The organism is Aeromonas sp. Y293-4, from assembly GCF_027705905.1.
Lineage (GTDB): Bacteria > Pseudomonadota > Gammaproteobacteria > Enterobacterales > Aeromonadaceae > Aeromonas > Aeromonas veronii.
Genome location: NZ_JAPDCI010000003.1, coordinates 276,349 through 299,862 on the forward strand (window position 1 = coordinate 276,349; position 23,514 = coordinate 299,862).

Annotated in this window: 21 protein-coding genes and 3 tRNA genes; 13 read left to right on the forward strand and 11 right to left on the reverse strand. The window is 60.2% G+C overall.

Annotated elements, in window-relative coordinates; all coding sequences use genetic code 11:
* Positions 1–37: 37 nt before the first annotated feature.
* The 11 genes from OKC31_RS05205 to OKC31_RS05255 all read left to right on the forward strand — a co-directional run bounded on the left by OKC31_RS05205 (position 38) and on the right by OKC31_RS05255 (position 9,896).
* Positions 38–910 (forward strand): Dam family site-specific DNA-(adenine-N6)-methyltransferase, encoded by an 873-nt coding sequence (locus OKC31_RS05205; RefSeq protein WP_005335008.1) that lies wholly within the window; start codon positions 38–40, stop codon positions 908–910.
* 188 nt (positions 911–1,098) lie between these two features.
* Positions 1,099–1,773: a ribulose-phosphate 3-epimerase gene (gene rpe, locus OKC31_RS05210; protein WP_005335006.1), complete on the forward strand. Its 675-nt coding sequence runs from the start codon at positions 1,099–1,101 to the stop codon at positions 1,771–1,773.
* On the forward strand, positions 1,760–2,428 hold the full coding sequence (locus OKC31_RS05215; protein WP_042082626.1) for a phosphoglycolate phosphatase: 669 nt from the start codon (positions 1,760–1,762) through the stop codon (positions 2,426–2,428). Before rpe ends, OKC31_RS05215 begins: the two co-directional genes overlap by 14 nt.
* Positions 2,429–2,470: 42 nt before the next feature.
* Positions 2,471–3,475, forward strand: a complete 1,005-nt coding sequence (trpS, locus tag OKC31_RS05220; RefSeq protein ID WP_005362251.1) for a tryptophan--tRNA ligase — start codon at positions 2,471–2,473, stop codon at positions 3,473–3,475.
* Between the two features lie 118 nt (positions 3,476–3,593).
* Positions 3,594–3,809, forward strand: a complete 216-nt coding sequence (locus OKC31_RS05225) for a hypothetical protein (protein WP_005334997.1) — start codon at positions 3,594–3,596, stop codon at positions 3,807–3,809.
* Positions 3,810–3,830: 21 nt separating this feature from the next.
* Complete coding sequence (locus OKC31_RS05230; RefSeq protein ID WP_201946256.1) at positions 3,831–4,412, forward strand: aminodeoxychorismate synthase component II; 582 nt, start codon at positions 3,831–3,833, stop codon at positions 4,410–4,412.
* Between the two features lie 276 nt (positions 4,413–4,688).
* Positions 4,689–5,906 carry an aspartate aminotransferase family protein gene (locus OKC31_RS05235; protein WP_058055649.1) on the forward strand — a complete coding sequence of 406 codons (1,218 nt, stop codon included), beginning with the start codon at positions 4,689–4,691 and terminating at the stop codon, positions 5,904–5,906.
* A gap of 76 nt (positions 5,907–5,982) precedes the next feature.
* Positions 5,983–7,002 carry an arginine N-succinyltransferase gene (gene astA, locus OKC31_RS05240; RefSeq protein ID WP_005334994.1) on the forward strand — a complete coding sequence of 340 codons (1,020 nt, stop codon included), beginning with the start codon at positions 5,983–5,985 and terminating at the stop codon, positions 7,000–7,002.
* A gap of 72 nt (positions 7,003–7,074) precedes the next feature.
* Positions 7,075–8,544, forward strand: coding sequence for a succinylglutamate-semialdehyde dehydrogenase (astD, locus tag OKC31_RS05245; RefSeq protein WP_167571077.1), 1,470 nt, complete (start codon positions 7,075–7,077; stop codon positions 8,542–8,544).
* Between the two features lie 59 nt (positions 8,545–8,603).
* Entirely contained in the window at positions 8,604–9,401 is a 798-nt protein-coding gene (locus tag OKC31_RS05250; protein ID WP_219264315.1) for a DUF1338 domain-containing protein, read from the forward strand.
* Between the two features lie 234 nt (positions 9,402–9,635).
* Entirely contained in the window at positions 9,636–9,896 is a 261-nt protein-coding gene (locus OKC31_RS05255) for a hypothetical protein (protein WP_042082617.1), read from the forward strand.
* 85 nt (positions 9,897–9,981) lie between these two features.
* Here the strand turns inward: OKC31_RS05255 and OKC31_RS05260 are convergent, their stop codons facing one another.
* Positions 9,982–10,584: an HAD family hydrolase gene (locus OKC31_RS05260; protein WP_005334990.1), complete on the reverse strand. Its 603-nt coding sequence runs from the start codon at positions 10,582–10,584 to the stop codon at positions 9,982–9,984.
* A 173-nt stretch (positions 10,585–10,757) separates the two neighbouring features.
* On the opposite strand from OKC31_RS05260, the gene OKC31_RS05265 reads away from it, so the two are divergent.
* Positions 10,758–12,131, forward strand: a complete 1,374-nt coding sequence (locus OKC31_RS05265) for an MDR family MFS transporter (RefSeq protein WP_270656442.1) — start codon at positions 10,758–10,760, stop codon at positions 12,129–12,131.
* Positions 12,132–12,242: 111 nt separating this feature from the next.
* On the opposite strand, the gene nifJ is transcribed toward OKC31_RS05265, so the two are convergent.
* From nifJ to pnuC, 7 genes are all read right to left on the reverse strand, one after another.
* Positions 12,243–15,788, reverse strand: coding sequence for a pyruvate:ferredoxin (flavodoxin) oxidoreductase (gene nifJ / locus OKC31_RS05270; RefSeq protein WP_270656444.1), 3,546 nt, complete (start codon positions 15,786–15,788; stop codon positions 12,243–12,245).
* A gap of 228 nt (positions 15,789–16,016) precedes the next feature.
* Positions 16,017–17,657 (reverse strand): alpha-glucosidase, encoded by a 1,641-nt coding sequence (locus OKC31_RS05275; protein WP_270656445.1) that lies wholly within the window; start codon positions 17,655–17,657, stop codon positions 16,017–16,019.
* A 200-nt stretch (positions 17,658–17,857) separates the two neighbouring features.
* Positions 17,858–18,259 (reverse strand): DUF1622 domain-containing protein, encoded by a 402-nt coding sequence (locus tag OKC31_RS05280; RefSeq protein ID WP_042054549.1) that lies wholly within the window; start codon positions 18,257–18,259, stop codon positions 17,858–17,860.
* A gap of 67 nt (positions 18,260–18,326) precedes the next feature.
* Positions 18,327–18,650 carry a N(4)-acetylcytidine aminohydrolase gene (gene yqfB / locus OKC31_RS05285; protein WP_159164136.1) on the reverse strand — a complete coding sequence of 108 codons (324 nt, stop codon included), beginning with the start codon at positions 18,648–18,650 and terminating at the stop codon, positions 18,327–18,329.
* A gap of 42 nt (positions 18,651–18,692) precedes the next feature.
* Complete coding sequence (locus tag OKC31_RS05290; RefSeq protein ID WP_201932433.1) at positions 18,693–19,364, reverse strand: Crp/Fnr family transcriptional regulator; 672 nt, start codon at positions 19,362–19,364, stop codon at positions 18,693–18,695.
* 105 nt (positions 19,365–19,469) lie between these two features.
* Positions 19,470–20,195, reverse strand: a complete 726-nt coding sequence (locus tag OKC31_RS05295) for a nucleoside phosphorylase (protein ID WP_158109813.1) — start codon at positions 20,193–20,195, stop codon at positions 19,470–19,472.
* Positions 20,196–20,198: 3 nt separating this feature from the next.
* Entirely contained in the window at positions 20,199–20,915 is a 717-nt protein-coding gene (gene pnuC, locus OKC31_RS05300; RefSeq protein WP_021229812.1) for a nicotinamide riboside transporter PnuC, read from the reverse strand.
* 263 nt (positions 20,916–21,178) lie between these two features.
* On the opposite strand from pnuC, the gene OKC31_RS05305 reads away from it, so the two are divergent.
* A complete protein-coding gene (locus OKC31_RS05305) occupies positions 21,179–23,011 on the forward strand; it encodes an SLC13 family permease (protein WP_270656446.1) in 1,833 nt (610 codons plus the stop codon).
* 218 nt (positions 23,012–23,229) lie between these two features.
* Here OKC31_RS05305 and OKC31_RS05310 read toward each other — a convergent pair.
* From OKC31_RS05310 to OKC31_RS05320, 3 genes are all read right to left on the reverse strand, one after another.
* A tRNA-Leu gene (locus OKC31_RS05310) sits at positions 23,230–23,313 on the reverse strand.
* Positions 23,314–23,321: 8 nt separating this feature from the next.
* Positions 23,322–23,398: transfer RNA gene (locus OKC31_RS05315), tRNA-Met, on the reverse strand.
* Between the two features lie 39 nt (positions 23,399–23,437).
* A tRNA-Gln gene (locus OKC31_RS05320) sits at positions 23,438–23,512 on the reverse strand.
* Positions 23,513–23,514: the final 2 nt, after the last annotated feature.

Consider the following 23,514-nt stretch of genomic DNA (forward strand, 5'->3'; position numbering starts at 1 on the left):
CCTTTTTGGGTCTTGCCTTCTTACACACCGGATTTCCATGAAAAAAACACGCGCTTTTTTAAAATGGGCCGGGGGAAAATACTCCCTGGTTGAAGAGATTGCCGAGCGCCTGCCGGCCGGGCGTGTGTTGCTGGAGCCCTTCGTCGGGGCCGGGTCTGTGTTTCTCAACACCGACTACGACGCGTATGTGCTCAACGACATCAATCCGGATCTGATCTGCCTGTACAACCACCTCAAGCTGACGCCGGACAGTTTCATTGCCGAGGCGCGAAAGCTGTTTGTGGCAGAACACAACCACAAGGCGGCCTATTACCGGCTGCGTACCCAGTTTAATCAGACCGAGACCACCTTCGAGCGGGCACTCTTGTTCCTGTTTCTCAACCGTCACGGTTTCAACGGACTGTGCCGCTACAACAAGAAGGGCGGCTTCAACGTGCCGTTCGGTTCCTACAAGAAACCCTATTTCCCGGAAAAAGAGCTGTGGGCCTTTGCCGAAAAGGCGCAGAAGGCGACCTTTATCTGCGAGAGCTACGCCGACGCCATCAAGCGTGCCGAAGAGGATTGGGTTATCTATTGTGATCCACCCTATGCGCCGCTCTCCACTACGGCGAGCTTCACTACCTATGCCTCCGGCGGTTTTACCCTGGATGATCAGGCGATCCTGGCGCGGCTGGCCCGCCACACAGCCGCTCACAAAGGAGTGCCGGTGCTGATCAGCAACCACGATATCGAGCTGACTCGTGAGCTTTATCGCGGTGCCCGCCTCGACGAAATCCTGGTCAAGCGCACCATCAGTCGCAACGGCGGCACCCGCAACAAGGTGGCCGAGTTGTTGGCGCTCTATCCCCCCGGAATCGAACCTGAGCAGGGCTACTATCCCAGCGACAGTGAACTGCTGCCACTGACGTAACAGACCATGCGGCGCCCAGGGCGCCGTTTTTTATGGGCGCCCCTGGGCCCGTGCCGATGCCGCAAAATCCGGGTGGCTGGGGGAGGGGAGGTGATTGCCCCATTTACCCCGCATTCGAGTCGTTTTCGCCCGCCTTTTACGTTAAAATTGCGCCGCTTTTTCTCCCTGGCTGCCAATGGATGATGCTGATGAAAGACTTTCTGATTGCCCCCTCGATCCTCTCTGCCGATTTTGCCCGTCTGGGTGACGATGTAGCCAAGGTACTGGCTGCCGGTGCCGACGTGGTTCACTTCGACGTGATGGACAACCACTATGTCCCCAACCTGACCATTGGCCCCATGGTCTGTCAGGCGCTGCGTGACTACGGTATCGAGGCCCCCATCGACGTGCACCTGATGGTCAAGCCGGTGGATCGCATCATTCCCGATTTTGCCAAGGCCGGTGCTTCCCTCATCACCTTCCATCCGGAAGCGTCCGATCACGTTGATCGCTCTTTGGGCCTCATCAAGGAGATGGGCTGCCAGGCGGGTCTGGTGCTCAATCCGGCTACCTCGCTCTCCTGCCTCGAGTATGTGATGGACAAGCTGGATGTGATCCTGCTGATGTCGGTCAACCCGGGCTTCGGTGGCCAGAGCTTTATCCCCGGCACCCTCGACAAGCTGCGTCAGGTGCGTCGTCTGATCGACGAGAGCGGCCGCGATATCCGCCTCGAGATCGATGGCGGGGTGAAGGTCGACAACATTCGCGAGATCGCCGAAGCGGGCGCCGACATGTTTGTCGCTGGCTCGGCCATTTTCAGCCAGCCTGACTACAAGGCGGTGATCGACAAGATGCGTGCGGAGCTGGCTCATGTCACACGCTGAGCGCGCATTTGATTTGGTGCTGTTCGATCTGGACGGCACCCTCATTGACAGCGCCGCCCAGCTGGCGCTGGCAGTCAATCTGACTCTGGCAGACCTCGGTCTGGCGCAGGCTGATGAAGCGGTGATCCGTACCTGGGTCGGCAATGGTGCCGACAAGCTGATCCAGCGGGCGCTCGCCTATCGCGAGGCCGATCCCGAGCTGTTTGCCAAGGCCAGACCGATCTTTTTCCAGCACTACAACGCCTGCCTGCTGCAAGGGCTGGCTATGTATGACGGAGTTGCCCAGAGTCTGCGTCGCTTGCAAAGCCTGGGCTACAAGCAGGCGATCGTCACCAACAAGCCGAGCGATTTCGTGGCCCCTATCCTCGATGCCCTTGGCATCAGCGATTGCTTCGAACTCTGGCTTGGCGGCAACTGCGTGCCGGTCAAGAAGCCGAGCCCGGAGCCCTTGCTGCACGCTTGCCAGGAGTTGGGGGTGAGCCCGGCTCGCACCCTGATGGTGGGCGACTCCGAAAATGACGTGCTGGCGGCCAAGGCGGCCGGCATGAAGGTGGTGGGTCTTACATACGGCTACAACTATGGCCGCCCCATCGCCGACTCCCATCCAGACTGGGTATTCGAGCAGTTTGCCCAGCTCGATGCACTTTTGGTCTAATAGCGCAGCTGGGCTGGCTGAATAACAAGGATTAACACTCTCATGACTAAACCAATCGTATTGAGCGGAGCGCAACCCTCCGGTCAACTGACCATCGGCAACTACATGGGGGCCCTGCGTCAGTGGGTCAACATGCAGGATGAGTTCGACTGCCTCTACTGCATCGTCGATCTGCACGCCATCACCACTCGTCAGGACCCGGCTGCCCTGCGCAAGGCTTGTCTGGACGCAGCCGCCCTCTATCTGGCGGTCGGTATCGATCCCAAGAAGAGCACCGTCTTCATCCAGTCTCACGTGCCGCAGCACGCCGAGCTGGGCTGGATCCTCAACTGCTATACCCAGATGGGTGAGCTGTCGCGCATGACCCAGTTCAAGGACAAGTCCGCCCGTTTCGAGAACAACGTCAACGTCGGCCTGTTCGGTTATCCGGTGCTGATGGCCGCTGATATTCTGCTCTATCAGGCCAATCAGGTGCCGGTCGGCAACGACCAGAAGCAGCATCTGGAGCTGACCCGCGACATCTGCACCCGTTTCAACAACCTCTATGGTGAGGTGTTCACCATGCCGGAGCCCTTCATTCCGACCGAAGGGGCACGGGTGATGAGCCTGCAGGATCCGACCAAGAAGATGTCCAAATCGGATGACAACGAGGCCAACTTCATCGGCCTGCTGGAAGATCCCAAGCAGATCGTCAAGAAGATCAAGCGTGCGGTGACCGATTCCGACGAGCCGGCGGTGGTGCGTTTCGACCCGGAAAACAAACCGGGTGTCTCCAACCTGCTGACCCTGATGTCCGGGGTGACGGGTCGCTCCATCCCCGAGCTGGAGCAGCACTTCGAAGGCAAGATGTACGGTCACCTCAAGACCGAAACCGCCGAAGCCGTGGTTGCGCTGCTGGAACCGATCCAGGCCCGTTTCCACGAGTTGCGTCAGGATGAGGCCCATCTGATCGCGATTCTGGCAGAAGGCGCACAAAAGGCGCGCGAAAGAGCTGAAAAAACCCTGACCAGCGTATATGATGTAGTCGGCTTCGTTCCTCGAGCCTGACATACTGGGAAGGTGTAGTAGAAGAGAGCTGGGTATTTGCCTGGCTTTCTTTATTTTCTGCCCGGCTATTTTGTTTAATTTCTTTATTTCAACCTGGGTAATATCCCCAAGAGAAAGCATGCCTGTTCAACCAACTATTTCTGCTGAAGAGCTGAGTGACAAAGGTCACTGGCTACGTAAATTTCGCAAGGCGAAAAACCTCAATACCCTGCAGTTGATGGTCTCCAATGCCATCGACAAGCACCATAAAACCCCTGCCGTTGCTGCCGCCATCTATCTGGCCGAGTGTCAGCGTGAACGGGAAATGGAACAGGGTCGTTATCTCGATCGTTAATTCTCCGCTGTTGGTTATCTCATGCTGTTGTTGATCGATAACTACGACTCTTTTACCTGGAACCTGGTGCAATATTTCGGCGCCCTGGGACAAGAGGTTGTGGTCAAGCGCAATGATGAACTGACGCTTGATGCCATAGCGCAGCTCTCCCCCCGTTTTCTGGTGATCTCTCCCGGTCCCTGTACGCCCAATGAGGCAGGGATCTCTCTCGATGCCATCAGCCACTTTGCTGGCAAGCTGCCCATTCTCGGCGTCTGTCTCGGTCATCAGTCGCTGGCGCAGGCCTTTGGCGCCCGCGTAGTCCGTGCCCGTCAGGTAATGCACGGCAAAACCTCGCTCATCCGCCATTGCAATGAGGGGGTGTTCAAGGGGCTCAACAACCCGCTTCGGGTGACCCGTTACCACTCGCTGGTGGTGGAGCGCGACACGCTGCCCGACTGCTTCGACATTACCGCCTGGAGCGAGCATGCCGATGGCTCGTTTGACGAGATCATGGGGCTGCGCCACAAGACGCTCCCTGTCGAGGGCGTTCAGTTCCATCCGGAGAGCATTTTGAGCGAGCAGGGCCATCAGTTGCTGGCCAACTTTCTGGCGCGTTCATAAAAAGTTGTGATCGCCTTCTCAAGTTCGAGAGAAGGCAAAAAAAATTTCCCTGACACTTTATTCACCCCCTCTCCTGCCCAAATTATCTCTTGCCAAGCCCCCCTGAGTCGTTATGCAATGCGGTTGCCTAAAATCTCAAGAGCAATCGAACATTGTTCCTTATAGGCCGTCTTGTTACAGACTTTTTACTTTATTTCTGTGATAATCCCGTCACGTTTACACGGATTTAACTTTTGGGCGGTGGATTATTCTGTCGCCGAATCGAAGGAGAGCTATATGTCAGAGTTGTTGGCAGTGACACGTGAAGTGTTTGATGAAGTGATGGTTCCCAACTATGCGCCCGCCAAGATCATCCCGGTGCGTGGTGAAGGGTCACGTGTCTGGGATCAGGAAGGGCGCGAGTATGTCGACTTCGCCGGTGGCATCGCCGTCAACGGTTTGGGTCACTGTCACCCCAAGCTGGTCGAGGCCCTGAAAACCCAGGGCGAGAAGCTGTGGCACCTCTCCAACGTCATGACCAACGAGCCGGCCCTGCGTCTGGCCAAGAAGCTGGTCGCCGCCACCTTTGCCGACAAGGTCTACTTCTGCAACTCCGGCGCCGAGGCAAATGAAGCGGCCCTCAAGCTGGCTCGCCGCTACGCCATCGAGAAGTTTGGTGAGCAGAAGACCCAGATCATCGCCTTCAATCAGGGCTTCCACGGTCGTACCTTCTTTACCGTCAGCGTCGGTGGCCAGGCTGCCTACTCAGATGGCTTCGGTCCCAAGCCCGGTGACATTACCCATGTTCCCTACAACGATCTGGCGGCACTGGCCGAAGTGATCTCCGACAACACCTGCGCCGTGGTGATGGAGCCGCTGCAGGGGGAGGGGGGCATCATTCGTCCTACCGACGAGTTTGCCAAAGGGGTGCGCGAGCTGTGCGACAAACACAATGCCCTGCTGGTGTATGACGAAGTGCAGTCCGGCGTCGGCCGGACCGGTGATCTCTATGCCTATATGGGTCTGGGCGTCACGCCGGACATCCTCACCAGCGCCAAGGCCCTGGGAGGCGGTTTCCCCATCGGCGCCATGCTGACCACCAACGAAATCGCTTCTTACCTGAAAGTGGGCACTCACGGCTCTACCTACGGCGGCAACCCGCTTGCCTGTGCGGTCGCCGAGGCGGTGATCGACGTGATCAATACCCCGGAGGTGCTGGCGGGCATCAAGCAGCGCGAACAGCTGTTCCGCGATGGCCTTGAAGCCATCAATGCCAAATACCACTGCTTTAGCGAGATCCGCGGCAAGGGTCTGCTGCTGGGCGCCGCCCTGAGCGATGCCTACAAGGGGCGTTCCCGTGACTTCCTGCTGGCCTCCATCGATCAGGGGCTGATGGCACTGGTGGCTGGTACCAACGTGGTTCGTTTTGCCCCTTCACTGGTGATCCCGGAAGCGGACATCAAGGAAGGGTTGGCCCGCTTCGAGAAGGCGGTTGCCCAGGTGGTTAACGCCTGATTCCAAATTGAGGTGGGGAGCTCTCCCGGCAGGAGCCGGGACCCCACCTGTCGTCAATGAAAGGGAGTTGTCATTTATGTTGGTTATCCGTCCCATCGAGCAAAAAGATTTTGCCGGGCTCAAGACCTGCGCCATCGAGTCCGGCACCGGCATGACCTCGTTGCCCGTCAACGATGAGCTGCTGCAGCGCAAGATTGACGCCTCTACCCAGACTTTTTCCGACAAGCCCGCCGGCAAGGGGGACTGCCTCTACTTCTTCGTGGCCGAGGATCTGGAGACCGGCGAGATGGTCGGCACCTGTGCCATCGATGCTGCGGTTGGCCTCTCCCAGCCGTTTTACAACTACCACATCGGCAAAGTGGTGCACTCTTCCCCCAAGCTCGGCATCTACAACGTCGTTGAAACCCTGACCCTCTCCAACGACTACACCGGCAACTCCGAGCTCTGCACCCTGTTCTTGCGCGAATGTGCCCGCGAGGGGCTCAACGGCCGCCTGCTCTCCAAGCACCGCTTTCTGTTTATGGCCGAGCACCCCGAGTTGTTTGACGAGACCGTCTTCGCCGAGATGCGCGGCGTCTCCGATGCCAACGGCCACAGTCCCTTCTACGAGTGGCTGCAAACCCACTTCTTCTCGATGGATTTTCCTACCGTCGACTATCTGACCGGCATCGGCAAGAAGCGTTTTATCGCCGAACTGATGCCCAAGTACCCCATCTACGTCAATTTGTTGAGTAAAGAGGCGCGGGCCGTTATCGGCCAGACCCACGAGAAGACCCGCCCGGCCATCAAGATGCTGCAGGACGAGGGATTCGTGAATCGCGGCTATGTCGATATCTTCGATGCGGGCCCCACCGTTGAGTGTGACGTGAAGAATATCCGCAGCGTGCGCCGCAGCAAGAAACTGCGGGTGCTGGTGGGCGAGCCCATCGGTGGCAAGACCCACCTTATCTGCAACAGCCGTTTCGAACATTACCGCGCCTGCTACGGCAATATCCGGGTCGATCTCGACAAGCACGAAGCCATCATTCCGCCCAAGATGGCGGCGGCACTCAAGGTGCAGGATGGCGACATGGTGCGGGTGGTTGACCTCGACTGAGGTAAACAGGACAAGCAAACCGATTATCAGACAGGCAGCCGAGGCTGCCTGCCAGCGACAGGGAGTGAATGGATGAGCCAGTTAGTGCAATTTATCGACGGTCAGTGGCTTGCCGGTGAAGGCAAGCCGTTCGAGTCAACCGATCCGGCCAAGAACGAGGTGATCTGGCAGGGGGCTGCCGCCAGCGCGGCGCAAGTGGATGCCGCCGTCAAGGCCGCCCGTGCCGCCTTTTACCACTGGGCGGACATGAGCCTTGAGGACCGTCTGGCCATAGTGCGTCGTTATGCCGACCTGCTCGGCGAGCAGAAAGAGGCGCTGGCCCTGACCATCGCCCGCGAAACAGGCAAACCGCTGTGGGAGACCCGCACCGAAGTGGCCGCCATGCAGGGCAAGATTGCCATCTCCATCCGGGCGCACGAAGAGCGCACCGGCACCGTTGAAAATGCCATGCCGGGCGCCAAGGCGTTTGTCCGTCACAAGCCTCACGGTGTGGTGGCGGTGTTCGGCCCCTACAACTTCCCGGGTCATCTGCCCAACGGTCATATCGTACCGGCGATGATTGCGGGTAACGCCGTGGTGTTCAAACCCTCCGAGCTGACACCCATGGTGGCCGAAGCCATGGTCAAGGTGTGGCAGGAGGCGGGGCTGCCCAAGGGCGTGCTCAATCTGGTGCAAGGGGAGGTCGAGACCGGCAAGTCGCTGGCTGGCAACCCGGATATCGACGGCCTCTTCTTCACCGGCTCCTCCCGCACCGGCCATTTCCTCCATCAACAGTTTGCCGGCCAGCCGGGCAAAATTCTGGCCCTCGAGATGGGCGGCAACAATCCGCTGATCGTGAAAGACGTGAGCGACATCGACGGCGCCGTCCATGCCATCGTCCAGTCGGCGTTCATCACTTCCGGTCAGCGCTGTACTTGCTCCCGCCGCCTGTTTGTCGAGCGCGGCGAGCGGGGCGATGCGCTGGTCAATCGACTGGTCGAGGTGGTTAGCCAGATCAAGGTCGGCCTCTATGACGCAGCCGAGCAGCCGTTCATGGGCTCGATGATAAGCGAGAAGGCTGCGATTGGCATGGTCGAGGCGCAAGCCAACCTGCAGCGCCTCGGTGGCGAGAGCCTGCTTACCCTCAAGCACCTGGAAGCGGGCACAGGCTTTGTCTCCCCGGGCATTATCGACGTGACCTCAGTGAGCGCGCTGCCTGACGAAGAGTACTTCGGCCCGCTGCTGCAACTCATTCGTTATGATGATTTCGATGCCGCCATCGATCAGGGCAACGCCACCCGCTACGGTCTCTCGGCCGGTCTGCTGGGGGATAAGGAGGCGGACTGGCACCACTTCTTCAAGCGGATCCGCGCTGGCATCGTCAACTGGAACAAGCCTATTACCGGTGCCTCCAGTGCCGCGCCGTTTGGTGGCGTGGGTGCCTCCGGCAACCACAGAGCGAGCGCCTACTATGCCGCTGATTACTGTGCGTATCCGGTTGCCTCCGTCGAAGACAGCAAAGCCGCCATGCCGGAGCAGCTGTCGCCCGGCCTGCGTTTCTAATAACGACACGGGGCATCCAGCGGTGCCCCCATCTGTACCCGCAATCAAAGGAAAGAGAGATGCAAAAGGATATCGACACCCTGTTCAGCCATCTGTGGGACAACTACATCAAGGTGACCCCGAGCGCCCTCAAGGTGCACACCCTGCTGGGTGGCGGCGAGCCCATCGTCAACGATCACGTGGCGTTTCGTACCTACAACCTGCCCAAGCTGGGGCTGGAGAAGCTGGCGGCCCACTTTCTGGCGCTCGGTTACGAGCAGAAGGGCGAGTACGTTTTCAAGGCCAAGAAGCTCTATGCCAAGCACTTCGAGCATCAGGATCCGGACGCTCCCAAGGTGTTTATCAGCGAGCTGAAGGTGGAAGAGCTCTCCCCAGCGGCGCAGGCCATCATCCACAAGCTGGCCGATCAGGTGCCCGATCATCTGACAGATACCTCGGCATTTCTCTACACCGGCGCCCCCTGGCAGGTCTCCTATGCCGATTATCAGACTCTGCTGGCGGAGAGCGAGTATGCGGCCTGGATGGCAGCCTGGGGCTATCGTGCCAACCACTTCACGGTCAATATCAACAAGTTGAAGGATTTCGACACCATCCATCAGGTCAATGCGGCGCTCAAGGCGGCGGGTTTTGTCCTCAACAGTGTGGGTGGCGAGGTGAAGGGGGATCCGCAGGTGATGCTGGAGCAATCCTCCACCATGGCCGACAAAGCAGAGGTGCCGTTCAGCGATGGGGTGCGTACCATCCCGAGCTGCTTCTACGAGTTTGCCCTGCGCTATCCGCAAGCCGATGGCGTGCTCTATCCGGGCTTCGTCGAGGCCTCGGCGGACAAGATCTTCGAATCGACGAATGCCATGTAACGGGAGCCACCCTGTTTCAGTCGCAACGCCTCCTTTGTGGAGGCGTTTTGTTTGGCGCAGAGTGACGGTATCGGGTGTTGTCTGACGCCGCGTGAAGAGGGGATTTGGACGGCGCCTAACAGGTGAAAATTTGTTGATAAAAATGTGAACTAGATCACTTTAGACGACACAGATTGACGCGGGCGGCGGAGCAAAAAGGAGTAGAATGGCGCTTTATTTTTGCGGGGCCAATCGATGCCTAACTATCACTTTTTCAAGCAGGGTCAGGCGCTTACCTATCTAGATGCCAATGCACCCAGCTATAGCGATGAGCGTCGTCAACTGGTCGAACAGGGATTTGCCGCCATCGCCGCCCCCACCTTTGCAGATACTCCGGCCGAAGCCCTTGAGCTGCTTCGCACTCATCAGGCACTACAGGATGAGGCGCAGGCCAACGCCCTTTGTCTGACGGTTGCCAGCATTCCGGCGGTGATTGCAACTCTGTCCGGGCACTGACGCTGCCGCTATGCTCACCTGAATAAAAAATGGTGCCACTGTGATGGCACCATCTTATCGGTTTGCCTGCTTGCCCCTGAGCCGTTTAGCGCTGGTGCAGGTCACCTTCGATAACCAGCACGGTATCCATCCCTGCCGCCTTGCCAGCCTCAAGCCCGATCCGGGTATCTTCAAACACCAGACAGTTGGCTGGATTGGCGCCGAGCAGCTCGGCCACCCGCAAAAAGGTGTCGGGATGCGGCTTGTGGTTGGTGACATCATCGGCGCTCACTACCACAGAGATATAGGCGTCGAGTCCGGTGCTTTTGAGGATGGAGTCCGCCTGATTGCGCGGTGAGCCGGTGCCAATCCCCATCTTGACCTTGCCGTGATAGTGCCTGACCAGCTCCCACATCTTGGGAAAGACGCTGACCTTGTCGATATGTTCCATATAGAGGGCAATCTTGCGACGGGTAAAAGCCTCGACATCCACCGTCAGCCCCTGCTGCTCGGCCAGCATGGCGATGATCTTGCGGGTGGGAATGCCGCCGTACTGATAGAGCTGATCCCGCTCGAAGGGGATGCCGAATTCGGCGCAGGTGAGCTCCCAGGCATCCAGATGAAGGGGCATGGAATCTACCAAAGTGCCATCCATATCGAAAATCAGGGCATCGTAGTGATCAAACCCGTACTGCTCACGCTCGCTCATGGGGGCTCCTCGAATCAAATAGAGCAGGCTAGCAGAAACGGTCGGCGTTTTGTGGGATCGGCCTCATGGTTGGGCAGATTGTGGCCGCCGTTTTTTCTATCTCTTGCTGATTTGTGAGACAATAATCCGTTCATTGCCGGATACTTTGGCATATCAGATCAGCGAGTCCGCTTATGACCTCGAAAATATCCCCCAAAACCATTTTCTCTAGCGTGGCGCTGGTGATCGCGCTCGGTTCACTGGAAAAGAGCATAGTCACCACCCCGCTGCCCATGATTGGCGCCGAGCTGCATGCCGGTGCCGCCCTCACCTGGGTGGTCACCGCCTACCTGCTGGCCGCCACCGCCGTGCTGCCCCTCTATGGCAAGCTGAGCGATCTCTTTGGTCGGGTGCGGATGCTCAATATCGGCATCGGCCTGTTTCTGGCGGGCTCGGTGGCCTGCGCGCTCTCTCAGGATTTGCCGACCCTGTTGGCGGCGCGGGTGCTGCAAGGGCTGGGGGGCGGAGGTCTGATTGCCCTCGCGTTTACCGTGATTGCCGACACCATTCCGCCGCGGGAGGTGGGCAAGTATCAGGGCTACATCTCGGCGGTCTATGCGGTCTCCAGCATCGCTGGCCCCTTGCTTGGCGGCTATTTCACCGAGCAGCTCAGCTGGCGCTGGATCTTCTGGATCAATCTGCCGCTCGGGGCGCTGGCGGTCTTTCTCATCAACCGCAACCTCAAGCAGCTCAACGTACGTCGCCACAGTCGCTTCGACTGGAAGGGGGCGGGTCTGCTGATTACCGTCACCACGCTCACCCTGTTGCTGCTCTCGCCGGAAGCGGCGCTGCCTGCAGTCTGGCTCTCGGCGGCGCTGGGTGTTGCGCTGCTGCTCATTCTGATTGAGCGGCGTGCCCACGACCCCATATTGCCCGCCCATCTGGTGCGGCTGCCCGGCTATCTGGTGAGCGTGCTGCTGGTGATGCTCTCCCAGTTGCTGATGTTTGCCGTGCTGGTCTATCTGCCGTTGCAGATGCAGTGGCAGAAGGGGATGAGCGCCAGCGAGAGCGGCGCCATCATGGTCATCTTCATGATCTGCATCACTGCCGGCGCTTTTGTCGGCGGCAAGCTGATTGGCCGTACCGGTCACTACAAAAGCTTTGTTGCGGTCGGGTTTGCGCTGGCGGCAGTGGCGCTGTGGCAGATCCACTTCGATGCCTGGGTCAAGCTGGCACTCGGGTTTGCCGGTATTGGTCTCGGTCTGGTGCTGCCTGCCCTCTCGGTGGTGGTGCAAAATGCCCTGCCACGGGAAGATCGCGGCATCGGTATGTCGCTGTTCAACTTTGGGCGGGAGCTTGGCGGTGCCGTCGGCGTGGCCATCTGCTCCATGCTGTTTCACTTCCGCCTGCCAGCCGGCAGCGATGGCGATCTGAGCCGGCTCGCCCCCGATCTGCTGGCCCCGGGGTTCAGCGCGACCTATATCGGTATGGCACTGATCGCCACGCTGGCGCTGCTCATCACCCTGCTGGCGTTGAAGCGCCATGAGCTGGCCTCCATCAGCGCCTGATTTGGCCTGCGCCGACATTGGCTCACCATAGATAGCATCAGGGCTCCCCGTGGGGAGCCCTGATTGTTATTTGGCGAATAGAGTGGCTGTTGCCATCAAGCCATGCGCGAGTTACTCCTGCGCCGGACTCTCCTTGCCTGCCAGCTGGCTCAGCCAGGCGAAGCGGCGATTGGCCTCCTGCTCCGCCTCTTCATAGAGCTGGCTGGCCACCTCCGGCAGCTGGCGTTCCAGCCGCTGGAAGCGGGGCTCATGGCGCAAGGTCTCGGCCAGCGAGGCATTGGGTGCCCGCGAGTCGAGCGCCAGCGGCAATTTACCCTCGTCAGCGCGGCGCGGGTCGAAGCGGTAGAGTGGCCAGAAACCGGTGGCGGTCAGCTGTTTCATCTGCTCATGGCTCTCGGCCATGTCGTAGCCATGCTCCTCGCAGGGGCTGTAGGCGATGATGAGCGACGGCCCCGGGTAGGCTTCCGCCTCCTGAATCGCCTTCACCGTCTGGTTCATCTGGGCGCCGAGGGAGATCTGCGCCACATAGACGTGGCCATACATCATCACGCTGGCGCCGAGATCCTTGCGTGCCTTACGCTTGCCCTGCTCGCCAAACTTGGTGATGGCCCCGAGTGGCGTCGCCTTCGATTGCTGGCCGCCGGTGTTGGAGTAGCACTGGGTGTCGAGCACCAGCACATTGAGGTTCTCCCCGAGACTCAGCACATGGTCGAGCCCGCCAAAGCCGATGTCGTAGGCCCAGCCATCGCCGCCGATGAGCCAGACCGATTTTTCCACCAGATAGTCCGCATCGCGAGCCAGCTCTTGGGCTGCCGGGATCGGGCTCTCCTGCAGCAGCACTCGCAACTGCTGGATATGGGCCCGCTGCTCGGAAACCGGCAGGGTGGCATCGCCGAGCGCCTCGCGCAGCGCTGCCGGGATGGTGTCGCCCAGGCTCGCCAGCAGACGGCGCACCCGCTCCCTGTGCTGATCGACGGTAAGACGGAAGCCCAGTCCGAACTCGGCGTTGTCTTCAAACAGCGAGTTGGCCCAGGCCGGCCCGCGCCCCTCGGCGTTGGTGGTATAGGGGGTGGTAGGCAGGTTGCCGCCATAAATGGACGAGCAGCCGGTGGCGTTGGCTATCAGCAGCCGATCGCCATAGAGCTGGGTCAACAGCTTGATGTAGGGCGTCTCGCCACAGCCGGAGCAGGCGCCCGAGTATTCAAACAGCGGCGAGATGAGCTGGGAGGTGCGGATGTCGATGCGCTCCAGCTGCTCGGCGCTGCGCTCTGGCAGGTCGAGGAAGAAGTCGTAGTTGGCCTTCTGCTCATCGAGGTGATCGAGGCGTGAAGCCATATTGATCGCCTTGCGAGCTGGGTTGCTGCGATCCTTGGCCGGGCACACCTCGACGCAGAGATTGCAGCCGGTGCAATCCTCCGGTGCCACCTGCAACACGTACTGTTGGCCGCGCATGTCACGGGATTTCACATCCAGCGCATCGAGAGTGGTGGGAGCAGCGGCCAGCGCATCCGCTTCCACCACCTTGGCGCGAATGGCCGAGTGGGGACAGGCGGCGACGCAGTAGTTGCACTGGGTGCAGAGCTCCGCCTCCCAGATGGGGATCTCCTTGGCGATATTGCGCTTTTCCCAGCGGGTGGTGCCGACCGGCCAGGTGCCATCCGGCGGGAAGGCGGAGACCGGCAGGCTGTCACCCAGTCCCGCCAGCATGGCGGCGGTGACGGTCTGGACAAAATCGGGGGCCTTGGCCGAAACCACCGGCGGGCGGGGGCGGCTGGCGGGATCCAGCTCGCCAAGTGGCACCCAGGTCAGGGCAGCGCAGGTTGCCTCCAGTGCCTGCCAGTTGCGTTCGACCAGCGCTTGTCCCTTGCTGCCATAGCTGGTGGCGATGGCCTGCTTCAGCAGGCTGGTCGCCTCTGCGGGGGGAATGATGGCGCTGAGCTGGAAGAAGGCCATCTGCATCACGGTATTGATGCGGTTGCCGAGCTGGCAATCGCGGGCAATCCTGGCGGCGTTGATGATGTAGAAGCGCGCCTCTTTCTCGCGCAGGGCATGCTGCACCTCGCTGGGGAGGCGCTGCCAGATCTCCGCTTCGCTGTAGGGGGTGTTGAGCAGGAAGATGCCGCCCGCTTTCAAGCGTTCCGCCATCCGGTACTTGTCGACAAACTGCCACTGATGGCAGCCGATAAAGTCTGCCTCTTCCACCAGATAGGCCGATTGCAGCGGCCGCTCGCCCACCCGCAGGTGAGAGACGGTGAGTCCGCCCGCCTTCTTGGAGTCGTAGACGAAATAGCCCTGCGGATAGAGGTCGGTGTGGTTGCCGAGGATCTTGATGCTGTTCTTGGCCGCCGAGACGGTGCCATCGCTGCCAAGGCCGTAGAAGAGCGCCTCCAGCTTGTGCTGCTGGCCGTGGATCGGGCTTTGCGAATTCAGCGCGGGCAGCGGTAGCGAGAGACCTGTGATGTCATCGAAGATGCCGACGGTAAAGCGCGGGCGCGGGTTCTCCTGCGCCAGTTCGGTAAACACCGCCAGCGCGCAGGTGGGGCCGAACTCCTTGGAGGAGAGACCATAGCGACCGCCGATGACCCGCGGCAGGCTTGCCCGCTCGCCCCGGCTGACCGCTTCGGCCAGCGCCGTCATCACGTCGAGATAGAGGGGCTCGGCCTGTGCGCCCGGCTCCTTGGTACGATCCAGAACGGCGATGGTGTGGGCACTCTCGGGAATCGCGGCCAGCAGGTGCTTGGCCGAGAAGGGGCGGTAGAGGCGCACCTTTACCAACCCCACCTTCTCCCCTTGGGCCAGCAGGCGCTCGATCACCTCTTCACAGGTGCCAATCGCCGAGCCCATCAGCACCACAATCCGCTCCGCCTGCGGGTGGCCGACGTATTCAAACGGCCGGTAGTGGCGGCCGGTCTGTTTGCCAAAAGCCTGCATCGCCTCGCTCACATGACCATAGGCTGCGTCATACCAGGGGTTGCTCGCCTCCCGGCACTGGAAATAGGTGTCCGGGTTGGCGGCGGTGCCGCGAATGACCGGTTTGTCGGGGGTGAGCGCCCGGTCACGATGAGCACGGATGGCATCTGCGGGCAGCAGGGCGCGCAGGGTGTCATCAGCGAGCGGCGCTATCTTGGCGATCTCGTGAGAGGTACGAAAGCCGTCGAAGAAGTGGATAAAGGGGAGGCGGCTGTTGAGGCTCGCTATCTGGGAGATCAGGGCAAAGTCCTGCGCCTCCTGCACATTACTGGCACAGAGCATGGCACAGCCGGTCTGGCGCACCGCCATCACGTCCGAGTGATCGCCAAAGATCGATAGCGCGTGGGTCGCCACTGTACGCGCCGCCACATGCAGCACGAAGGGAATCAGCTGACCCGCCAGCTTGTAGAGGTTGGGGATCATCAGCAGCAAACCCTGCGACGAGGTAAACGAGGTTGCCAGCGCTCCGGTCTGCAGGGCACCGTGGACGGCGGCGATGGCGCCCCCTTCCGACTGCATCTCGACAACCCGGGGCACATCCCCCCAGAGGTTCTTGCCCCGTTCGCTCGACCAGGCCGACGACTGCTCAGCCATGGCTGAGCTGGGGGTGATGGGGTAGATGGCGATGACTTCGCTGGTGCGGTACGCCACCGAGGCGACTGCGTTATTCCCGTCTGTGGTGATCATCTGTTTTCCACTTTGCTATGCCAGTTTGAAGGCCGATAGTTGCATCGGCAATGGATAGGTCGCTGGCATAGTAAGAGGGGCAATGAGAGCGTATCAAACGAGATAAATAATCAATTAATAAGTCAGTAATAGTGGTTAATTTAATCCCGTTGCGTGGGAGCGTGATTTTCTGCTGGTAGCCAACGTGGGGCGATTGACGGGCCATTGGTATGGCCCGTCAGCACGGGGTTAACCCTGCTCCACTTGCAGCCAGATGGCGCACTGATAAGGGGCGAAGAGCGGCAGTGGTTCACCTGGGTAATTGGCCAGCAGCAACCGCATCTCGTCTGCCACCTTGTCGAAGTGGGGCATCGTCAAGGGATTGGCCGTGAGATTGGCGAGTAGCAGCAGGGTGTGCCGCTCTCCGCTGGCCGGATCCTGCCAGTGGCGGCGATAGCTGATGCGCTCGGGGTCGTCCCCATCCAGCAGCTCGAAATTGCCGTGGCGAATGACCGGGTGAGCCTTGCGCAGGGCGATAAGCTGGCGATAGCAGTGAAACGGCGAGTCGGGACGGGTCAGCTGCTCGTCAGCATTTATCTCGACGTGGTTTGCATTGAGAGCGATCCAGGGTGTGGCCGTGCTGAAACCGGCGTGGGGGTCTGCGTCCCACTGCATCGGGGTGCGGGCGTTGTCGCGGCCGATGGCATCGAGCCGCCGACTCAGCTCGGCAGGATCCAGCCCTGACTGGCTGGCGCGGTAGTTGATGGCCTCCACATCGCGCAGCTCGCCCGGCTGCCAGTGGCGGTTGGTCATGGCGAGCTCCTCCCCCTGATAGATGAAGGGAGTGCCCTGCATCAGGTGCAGCACCATGGCCCATAGCTTGGCGCTGGTTTCCCGCCACTTTGGCCTGTCATCGCCAAAGCGGGAGACGGCGCGAGGCAGGTCGTGGTTGCCGAGAAACAGGCTGTTCCAGCCACGCCCGTGCAGCCCTTGCTGGTGGCGGGCCATGGCTCGCTTGAAGGCGAGGGGATCAAAGCGGGATGACCACTTGTCACTGCCGAGCCCCAGATGCTCGAAGTTGAACACCATGCTGAACTCGCTGCCATCGTGGTTCGAATAGTTCTGCATATGGGCGAGATCGGCCCCCCAGGTCTCCCCCACCGTGATGATCCCCTTGCCGCCGAAGCTCGCGGCATTGAGCTTGCGGATATAGTCGTGCAGGCGCGGGCCATTGCTCATGGCCAGTCGGTCCCACTCCTTGCTCACCATGTCGATAACATCGAAGCGAAATCCCTTGATCCCTTTGCCCAGCCAGAAGTTGATCACCGCCGCCATCTCGGCGCGTACCGCCGGGTTATCCCAGTCCAGATCGGCCTGACTGGGATCGAAGTTGTGCAGGTAGTAGCGATCAAGCGCTGGCACATACTGCCAGCCGCTACCGCCAAAAATCGAGGTGATGGGGTGAGCATCAACGAAGGCCTGGTCGCGAAACACGTAATAGTCCTGATAATGGTGATCGCCGGCCAGCGCCTGCACAAACCACTCGTGCTCGGTGGAGGTGTGGTTGGCGACGATATCCATCATGATGCCGATGCCGTGGGCGGCCGCTTCGGCTATCAGCAGCTCCATCTCGGTCAGGGTGCCGAAGGCGGGGTCGATGGCACGGTAGTCCGCCACATCGTAGCCGTTGTCCCGTTTGGGGGAGCGATAGATGGGGGTGAGCCAGAGCATATCGACCCCGAGGGTGGCCAGATAGTCGAGGCGCTGACGGATGCCGTTGATATCGCCCATGCCGTCGCCATCGCTGTCCTGAAAACTCATGGGGTAGATCTGGTAGATGACGCAGCTATCGAGGTCGATATCGGGCGTGTGAAGGGAGTGCGTATTCATCAGCGTGGCCGGTTAGGGGAGAAGATTTTCTATCTTACGCAGATGAACGGGTACTCGACAGGGCAGGGGAAACCTTGAAAAGGGTTCCATAGTTGGCTGATTGCCAAAAGTGCGGGAAGGGTCACAAAGGTGCCATCCCGGGCCACGGCTGTGGTCGGGATGGCACGGCACTTAGCGTTGATGCTATGCAGGAATACAGGTTATTGAGCAGCCTTGGCCTGCTCGCTGCGCTGCTCCTGCTGGCGTTCTGCCTTCTCTTGTTGGCGCTCCGCTTGTGCTTCCAGCTCCTTGCCGAGGAAGTAGTTCAGGAAGGTGCGGATCACCGCAATGATGGCGAGGCGGATCAGCTCCTCCTTGCTCGGCGCGATCGTGGTGGCCAGGATGTCGGCGGCCAGCTGGAACTCCAGCGCCAGAATAAGCCAGCTGCCAAAACAGAGGCGAATGCGCGGAAAGCCGGGTTGGTGATCCCGCACTCTTGCCGCCAGCCAGAGGGTCTTGCCAAGGCCAATGACCACACAGGCGATGGAGATGGTCTCCAGCAGCAGCTGGAACAGCTCGACCCCGTGCATCATCCCCTCTTTCAGGCTCGCTATCTCAAACACTCGGGTCACCTCCCTGATTCAAAAGAGGACACTATTAACACATCGCTCGGCAAAGGCCAAATCCGGCTCAGGCAATCAGTTTGAATTCAATAACATAGAGCGGCGGCAGATCGGGGTAGATGTCGCGGATCACCTGTTTGAGCTCGGGGAGGGTCATGTTCTCCTGACGGGCGTGCTCGTCATTCAATTCATCGAAGGCTACAGCATTGACGGAGAGCACCTCGATGGTGCCGAAGGGCTGGTGCTCCGGGTTGGTGAAGAGGGCCAGCCGCTGGCCGGGCTGCCAGTTGGCCTCGCTCTCGTCGCGGATGGTGATGGTCTTGCGGCCCGCCTGAATGTCGGCAACGAAGCGGCTGAAGAAGGTGAACTCTGGATAGGTGTGAGTAGACATGGTGACTCCTGACAGGGTGAATCGAAATGGGATGAATGGAAATCAAAGGTCGAGATAGGCGCGCAGTTTGGCCAGATCGGCGATAACGGGGCCGTCGCTGCCGTCGGCAACTATGCCCTGTTCGACCAGCTCCTTGAGGGCGCGGCGGTAAACCCGCTCGGTGGTGCCGAAGCGCGCCGCTTCATGGGCCCGTTTGCGTGACCCCAGCATGGGGGTGCGCTGGCGTTCTCGCCACAACTCGTAGGCGATGTTGTAGGCGATGGGGTGGAGCAGCCGGCTGGTGGTGATCTCCAGCGTATCGAGATAGTCGCTGGCCAGCGCCGCGGCGAAGAAGAGGGTCAGCTCGGGCTCGGTCAGCAGGCGCTGGGCCAGTTTGTGAGCACAGATGACCCGGGCATCCAGCTCGGTCTCGGCCACCACGTTCCACTGCACCGGGGTTGCGCTGAAGAACTCCATCTCACCGAAGATCTGGCTGTGACACTCAATCTCGCCGAGCTGGAAGATGCGGCCCGAGTGCACCGTACTGTTGAGGGAGACCCGGCCATGTTCGACCAGATAGAGCTGCTCGCTCTGCTCCCCCTGGCGCATGATCAATTCGTCCGGCAGGTAGCGGCGCAGAAACAGGGTGCAGGCGTCGAGCGCCGCGGCAAAGCGGGGTTCAAGCTGCTGGAGTTCGGCGTGAAAACGGCCGAGGGGGTAGGGCTGTTGCTGCATGACTTGCCTGTCGCACCGGATGACGAGGGCCATGAGGCTAGCAAGAGTGCGGGCCGGATACCAGCCCGCACGGTAGCGGATGTGCCGCAGTTAACGGTTTGCGGTTTATTGCACCAGGGCGTGGAGGGCGGCGGCGATGGCTTGCTGCTCACCGACCATCATCGCCTGTTCGGCGCTGGCGTAATCCGCCACCCCTTGTTGCACATCCTGCTCGAACAGCACCACGTTGCAGAGCACGGCGGCGACCCGCACCTTGCGCAGGCGACCCACCGTCAGCAGGGAGGCAGTCTCCATGTCAGCGCCGAGCACGCCACGGGCATGCCAGTAGCGGCACACCTCCTGCTCGTCATCTCGATAGAAGCTGTCGTGGGAGCGCACCAGCCCGTGCCAATGAGGCTGGCTGCCGGTCGCTACATGGTTGAGCAGGGCCGCTTGCAGCCAGATATCGGCGCAGGCGGGGTACTCAGGGGGCAGATAGGCCTGCGAGGCCCCCTCATTGCGCACAGCGCCTTCTACCACGATAAGGTCGCCCAGCCCGATGTCGTGTTGCAGGGCACCAGCGGAGCCGACCCGAATAAGCGAGCGGGCACCGGCTTGCACCAGCTCCTCTAGCGCTATGATGGCCGAGGCGCCGCCGATGCCGGTGCTGCAGACCGTGATGGGCAGCCCCTGATAGCGGCCGTTGATGAGGCGAAACTCCCGGTTTTGCCCCAGCACTTCACACTGTTCGAGCTGGCTGGCGATGCGATCGACTCGGGCCGGGTCGCCGCACAGTACCACCCGCTCGGCAATCTGCTCGGGGCGGCACTGAAGATGGGGTAACAGAGTCATGGCTTATAGACCTTGTGGCTTGCGCTTGGCGGCAATCACCCAGAGGCGGGTGCCGTTGGCGGCGATAAACAGCAGGATCAGGTATTCGAGCGACATGGCGTAAACGCCCTGCGCGGCATAGACACCGATGCTGATGATGTTGATGACGACCCAGAGGATCCAGTTCTCCACGTATTTGCGGGTCATCAGGATCTGGGCGACCACTGAGAGCACCGTCATGCTGGCATCCCAGAAGGGGAAGGCATCAGGGGAGGGCTCGGGGATGGCAAGGTTGGCACCAAACAGGTTGAGCAGGGAGACCGAGGTGCGCGCCAGGGTGGCGAAGACCGGGTCGATATAACGGGTCAGCAGGGCGATGGCCAGCACGCTCACGGCGGCGGTCACCATCAGTTTGGATCTGCTGAGCCAGCGGATCTGCAGGGTATCTCCCTGATCGTTGGCCGGGCGGGTCCAGGCGTACCAGCCGTAGACGTTGGCGCAGAAGAAGAACAGCTGCAGCATCAACAGTCCGTAGAGCTGGATCTGGAAGAAGATGATGGCAAACAGGCTGACGTTGATCAGGCCAAACAGGTAGTTGATGGTCTTCTCCTGACTGGCGAACCAGATACAGGCCAGCCCGAACAGAGTGCCGATGGCTTCAATCCATGACATGGCATAGCCGCCACCCAGCGGTATGGTCACTAGCGTGTTATTGATGCTGAACAGCTCGAATATGCTCATTTTCTGATCCTTGGACATGAGGGTTAGTATGCGAGGGCGCCATTCTAAGGGGTGAGGGGGAGGAGGGGCAGGACTTTTGTCCGTCCCGTACTTGGCCCATATCAAAGAAATTGCCACTGGTGCCCGGTTATTCCAGCAGTGATGGGTTATGGGGCCCCGGCGGGCCGGACTTTATTGATATGTAGCAAGATGATAGCTCCGTGGCTGTGGTCTGATAGAGTCCACTCTCCGGGAGGAGAATCACGTGATAAAAGGAGGTTGTATTGAATTCCGAGCTTGTCTGGGTGCTCTGTCTGCTGGCTGGCGCCATCTATCTCTTCATGACCAACAAGGTGCGGATGGATGTGGTCGCCCTGTTGATCATTATCCTCTTTGTGCTGAGCGGCACCCTCACCCTGCCGGAGGCGCTGGCGGGCTTTAGCGATCCCAACGTTATCCTGATTGCCGCCCTGTTTGTGGTGGGTGAGGGGCTGGTGCGCACCGGCATCGCCTATCAGGTGGGGGATGCATTGGTGAAGGTGGCGGGTAGCAGCGAGACCAAGCTGCTGGTGTTGCTGATGGTAGCGGTGGCGAGTCTGGGGGCTGTGATGAGCAGCACCGGAGTGGTGGCCATCTTTATCCCGGTGGTGCTGAGCGTGGCGAACCGGATGGGGATCCCGGCCGGTCGCCTGATGATGTCCCTCGGTTTTGCCGGCCTTATCAGCGGCATGATGACGCTGGTGGCTACGCCCCCCAACATGGTGGTCAACAGCGAGCTGATGCGCCATGGCATTCACGGTTTCGGGTTTTTCGATTTCACCCCCATGGGCGTGCTGATCCTGGGGCTGGGCATCCTCTACATGCTGCTGGTGCGCGGCTCCCTGGTGGGCGAGGGGGAAGAGGGCAAAGGCAAGCCGGCCGGGCGCCGCACTCTGCGCGATCTGATCCGAGACTACCGACTGGCCGGTCGGGCCCGTCGTCTGGCGCTGCGGCCTGACTCCCCGCTGATTGGTCACACCCTGGACGAGCTGCAACTGCGTGCCCGCTATGGTGCCCACGTCATCGGGGTGGAGCGCTGGCGCAAGTTTCGCCGGGTGATGGTGCCGGTGTCGGGGATCAGTGAGTTCCAGGCCAGGGATGTGCTGCTGATCGACATGTCAGATCCCGAGGTGGATGTGCGGGCGTTTTGCAGCGAAGCGCGGCTCGAACCCATGATCCTGCGCGGGGAGTACTTCTCCGATCAGGCGCGGGAGGTGGGGATGGCCGAGGTGTCGCTGATCCCCGAGTCCAAGCTGCTGGGTAAAAGCGTGCGTGAGGTGACCTTCCGCTCCAGCTATGGTCTGAGCGTGGTGGGGCTGCGCCGCGACGGTGAAGCGCTGGCAGGCAAGCTGGTGGACGAGCCGCTGCAGATGGGGGACACCCTGCTGGTGGTAGGGAACTGGAGCCACATCAGACAGTTGCAGACCCATAGCCGCGACTTTCTGCTGATGGGGTTGCCCGCTGAAGTGGACGAGATGGCCCCCGCCCGCAGCCAAGCTATTCACGCCCTATTCTGTCTTGGAGTAATGATCCTGCTGATGGTGACCGATCCTGTGCCCAACGTGATTGCGGCGCTGATCGCCTGTCTGCTGATGGGCAAGTTTCGCTGCATCGATATGGAGAGTGCCTACAAGTCGATCCACTGGCCGACCCTGATCCTCATCGTCGGCATGCTCCCCTTTGCGCTGGCGCTGCAAAAAACCGGCGGGGTGGATCTGATCGTCGGTGGTCTGATCAATGCGGTAGGGGAGATGGGGCCGCGGGTCATGCTGGCCAGCCTGTTTGCCCTCTGCGCGGTGATCGGGCTCTTTATCTCCAACACCGCGACTGCTGTGCTGATGGCGCCCATTGCGCTGGGCACGGCCCAGCAGATGGGGGTATCGCCCTATCCGTTTGCCATGACCATTGCCATCGCCGCCTCGGCTGCTTTTATGACGCCGGTCTCGTCACCGGTCAATACCCTGGTACTGGGGCCGGGCAACTACAAGTTTGCCGATTTTATCCGTATCGGGGTGCCCTTCACCTTGTTGGTGATGGCGGTGAGCGTGGTAGCGATCCCCTGGTTCTTCCCGTTCTGATAACCGGGATGATGAATGTGTGCACCAGCGGCCTGCGGGCCGCTTTTTTATGGCCGGGAGACAAGAGTGGCAAGGCGTGATCGGAATCAGTGAAGAGTGACGTGAACGGGAATTAACGTGGAGCTGGGTTAATAGAGGAGCGAGAGAAAAACTGGGGAGAGGCAAATTTCAGATACAAAAAAACCAGCGTGAGCTGGTCTGTTTGGTACTGCTATTAATGGTGCGGAAGGAGAGACTCGAACTCTCACGCCTAGGGCGCCAGAACCTAAATCTGGTGCGTCTACCAATTTCGCCACTTCCGCAATATTAATGGTGGCTATGACGGGATTCGAACCTGTGACCCCCGCATTATGAGTGCGATGCTCTAACCAACTGAGCTACATAGCCGTTTGTTATCGACCACTGATGTGGAAGAGAACAGAAAAATGGCTGGGGTACTAGGATTCGAACCTAGGGATGGCGAGATCAAAACCCGCTGCCTTACCGCTTGGCGATACCCCAAC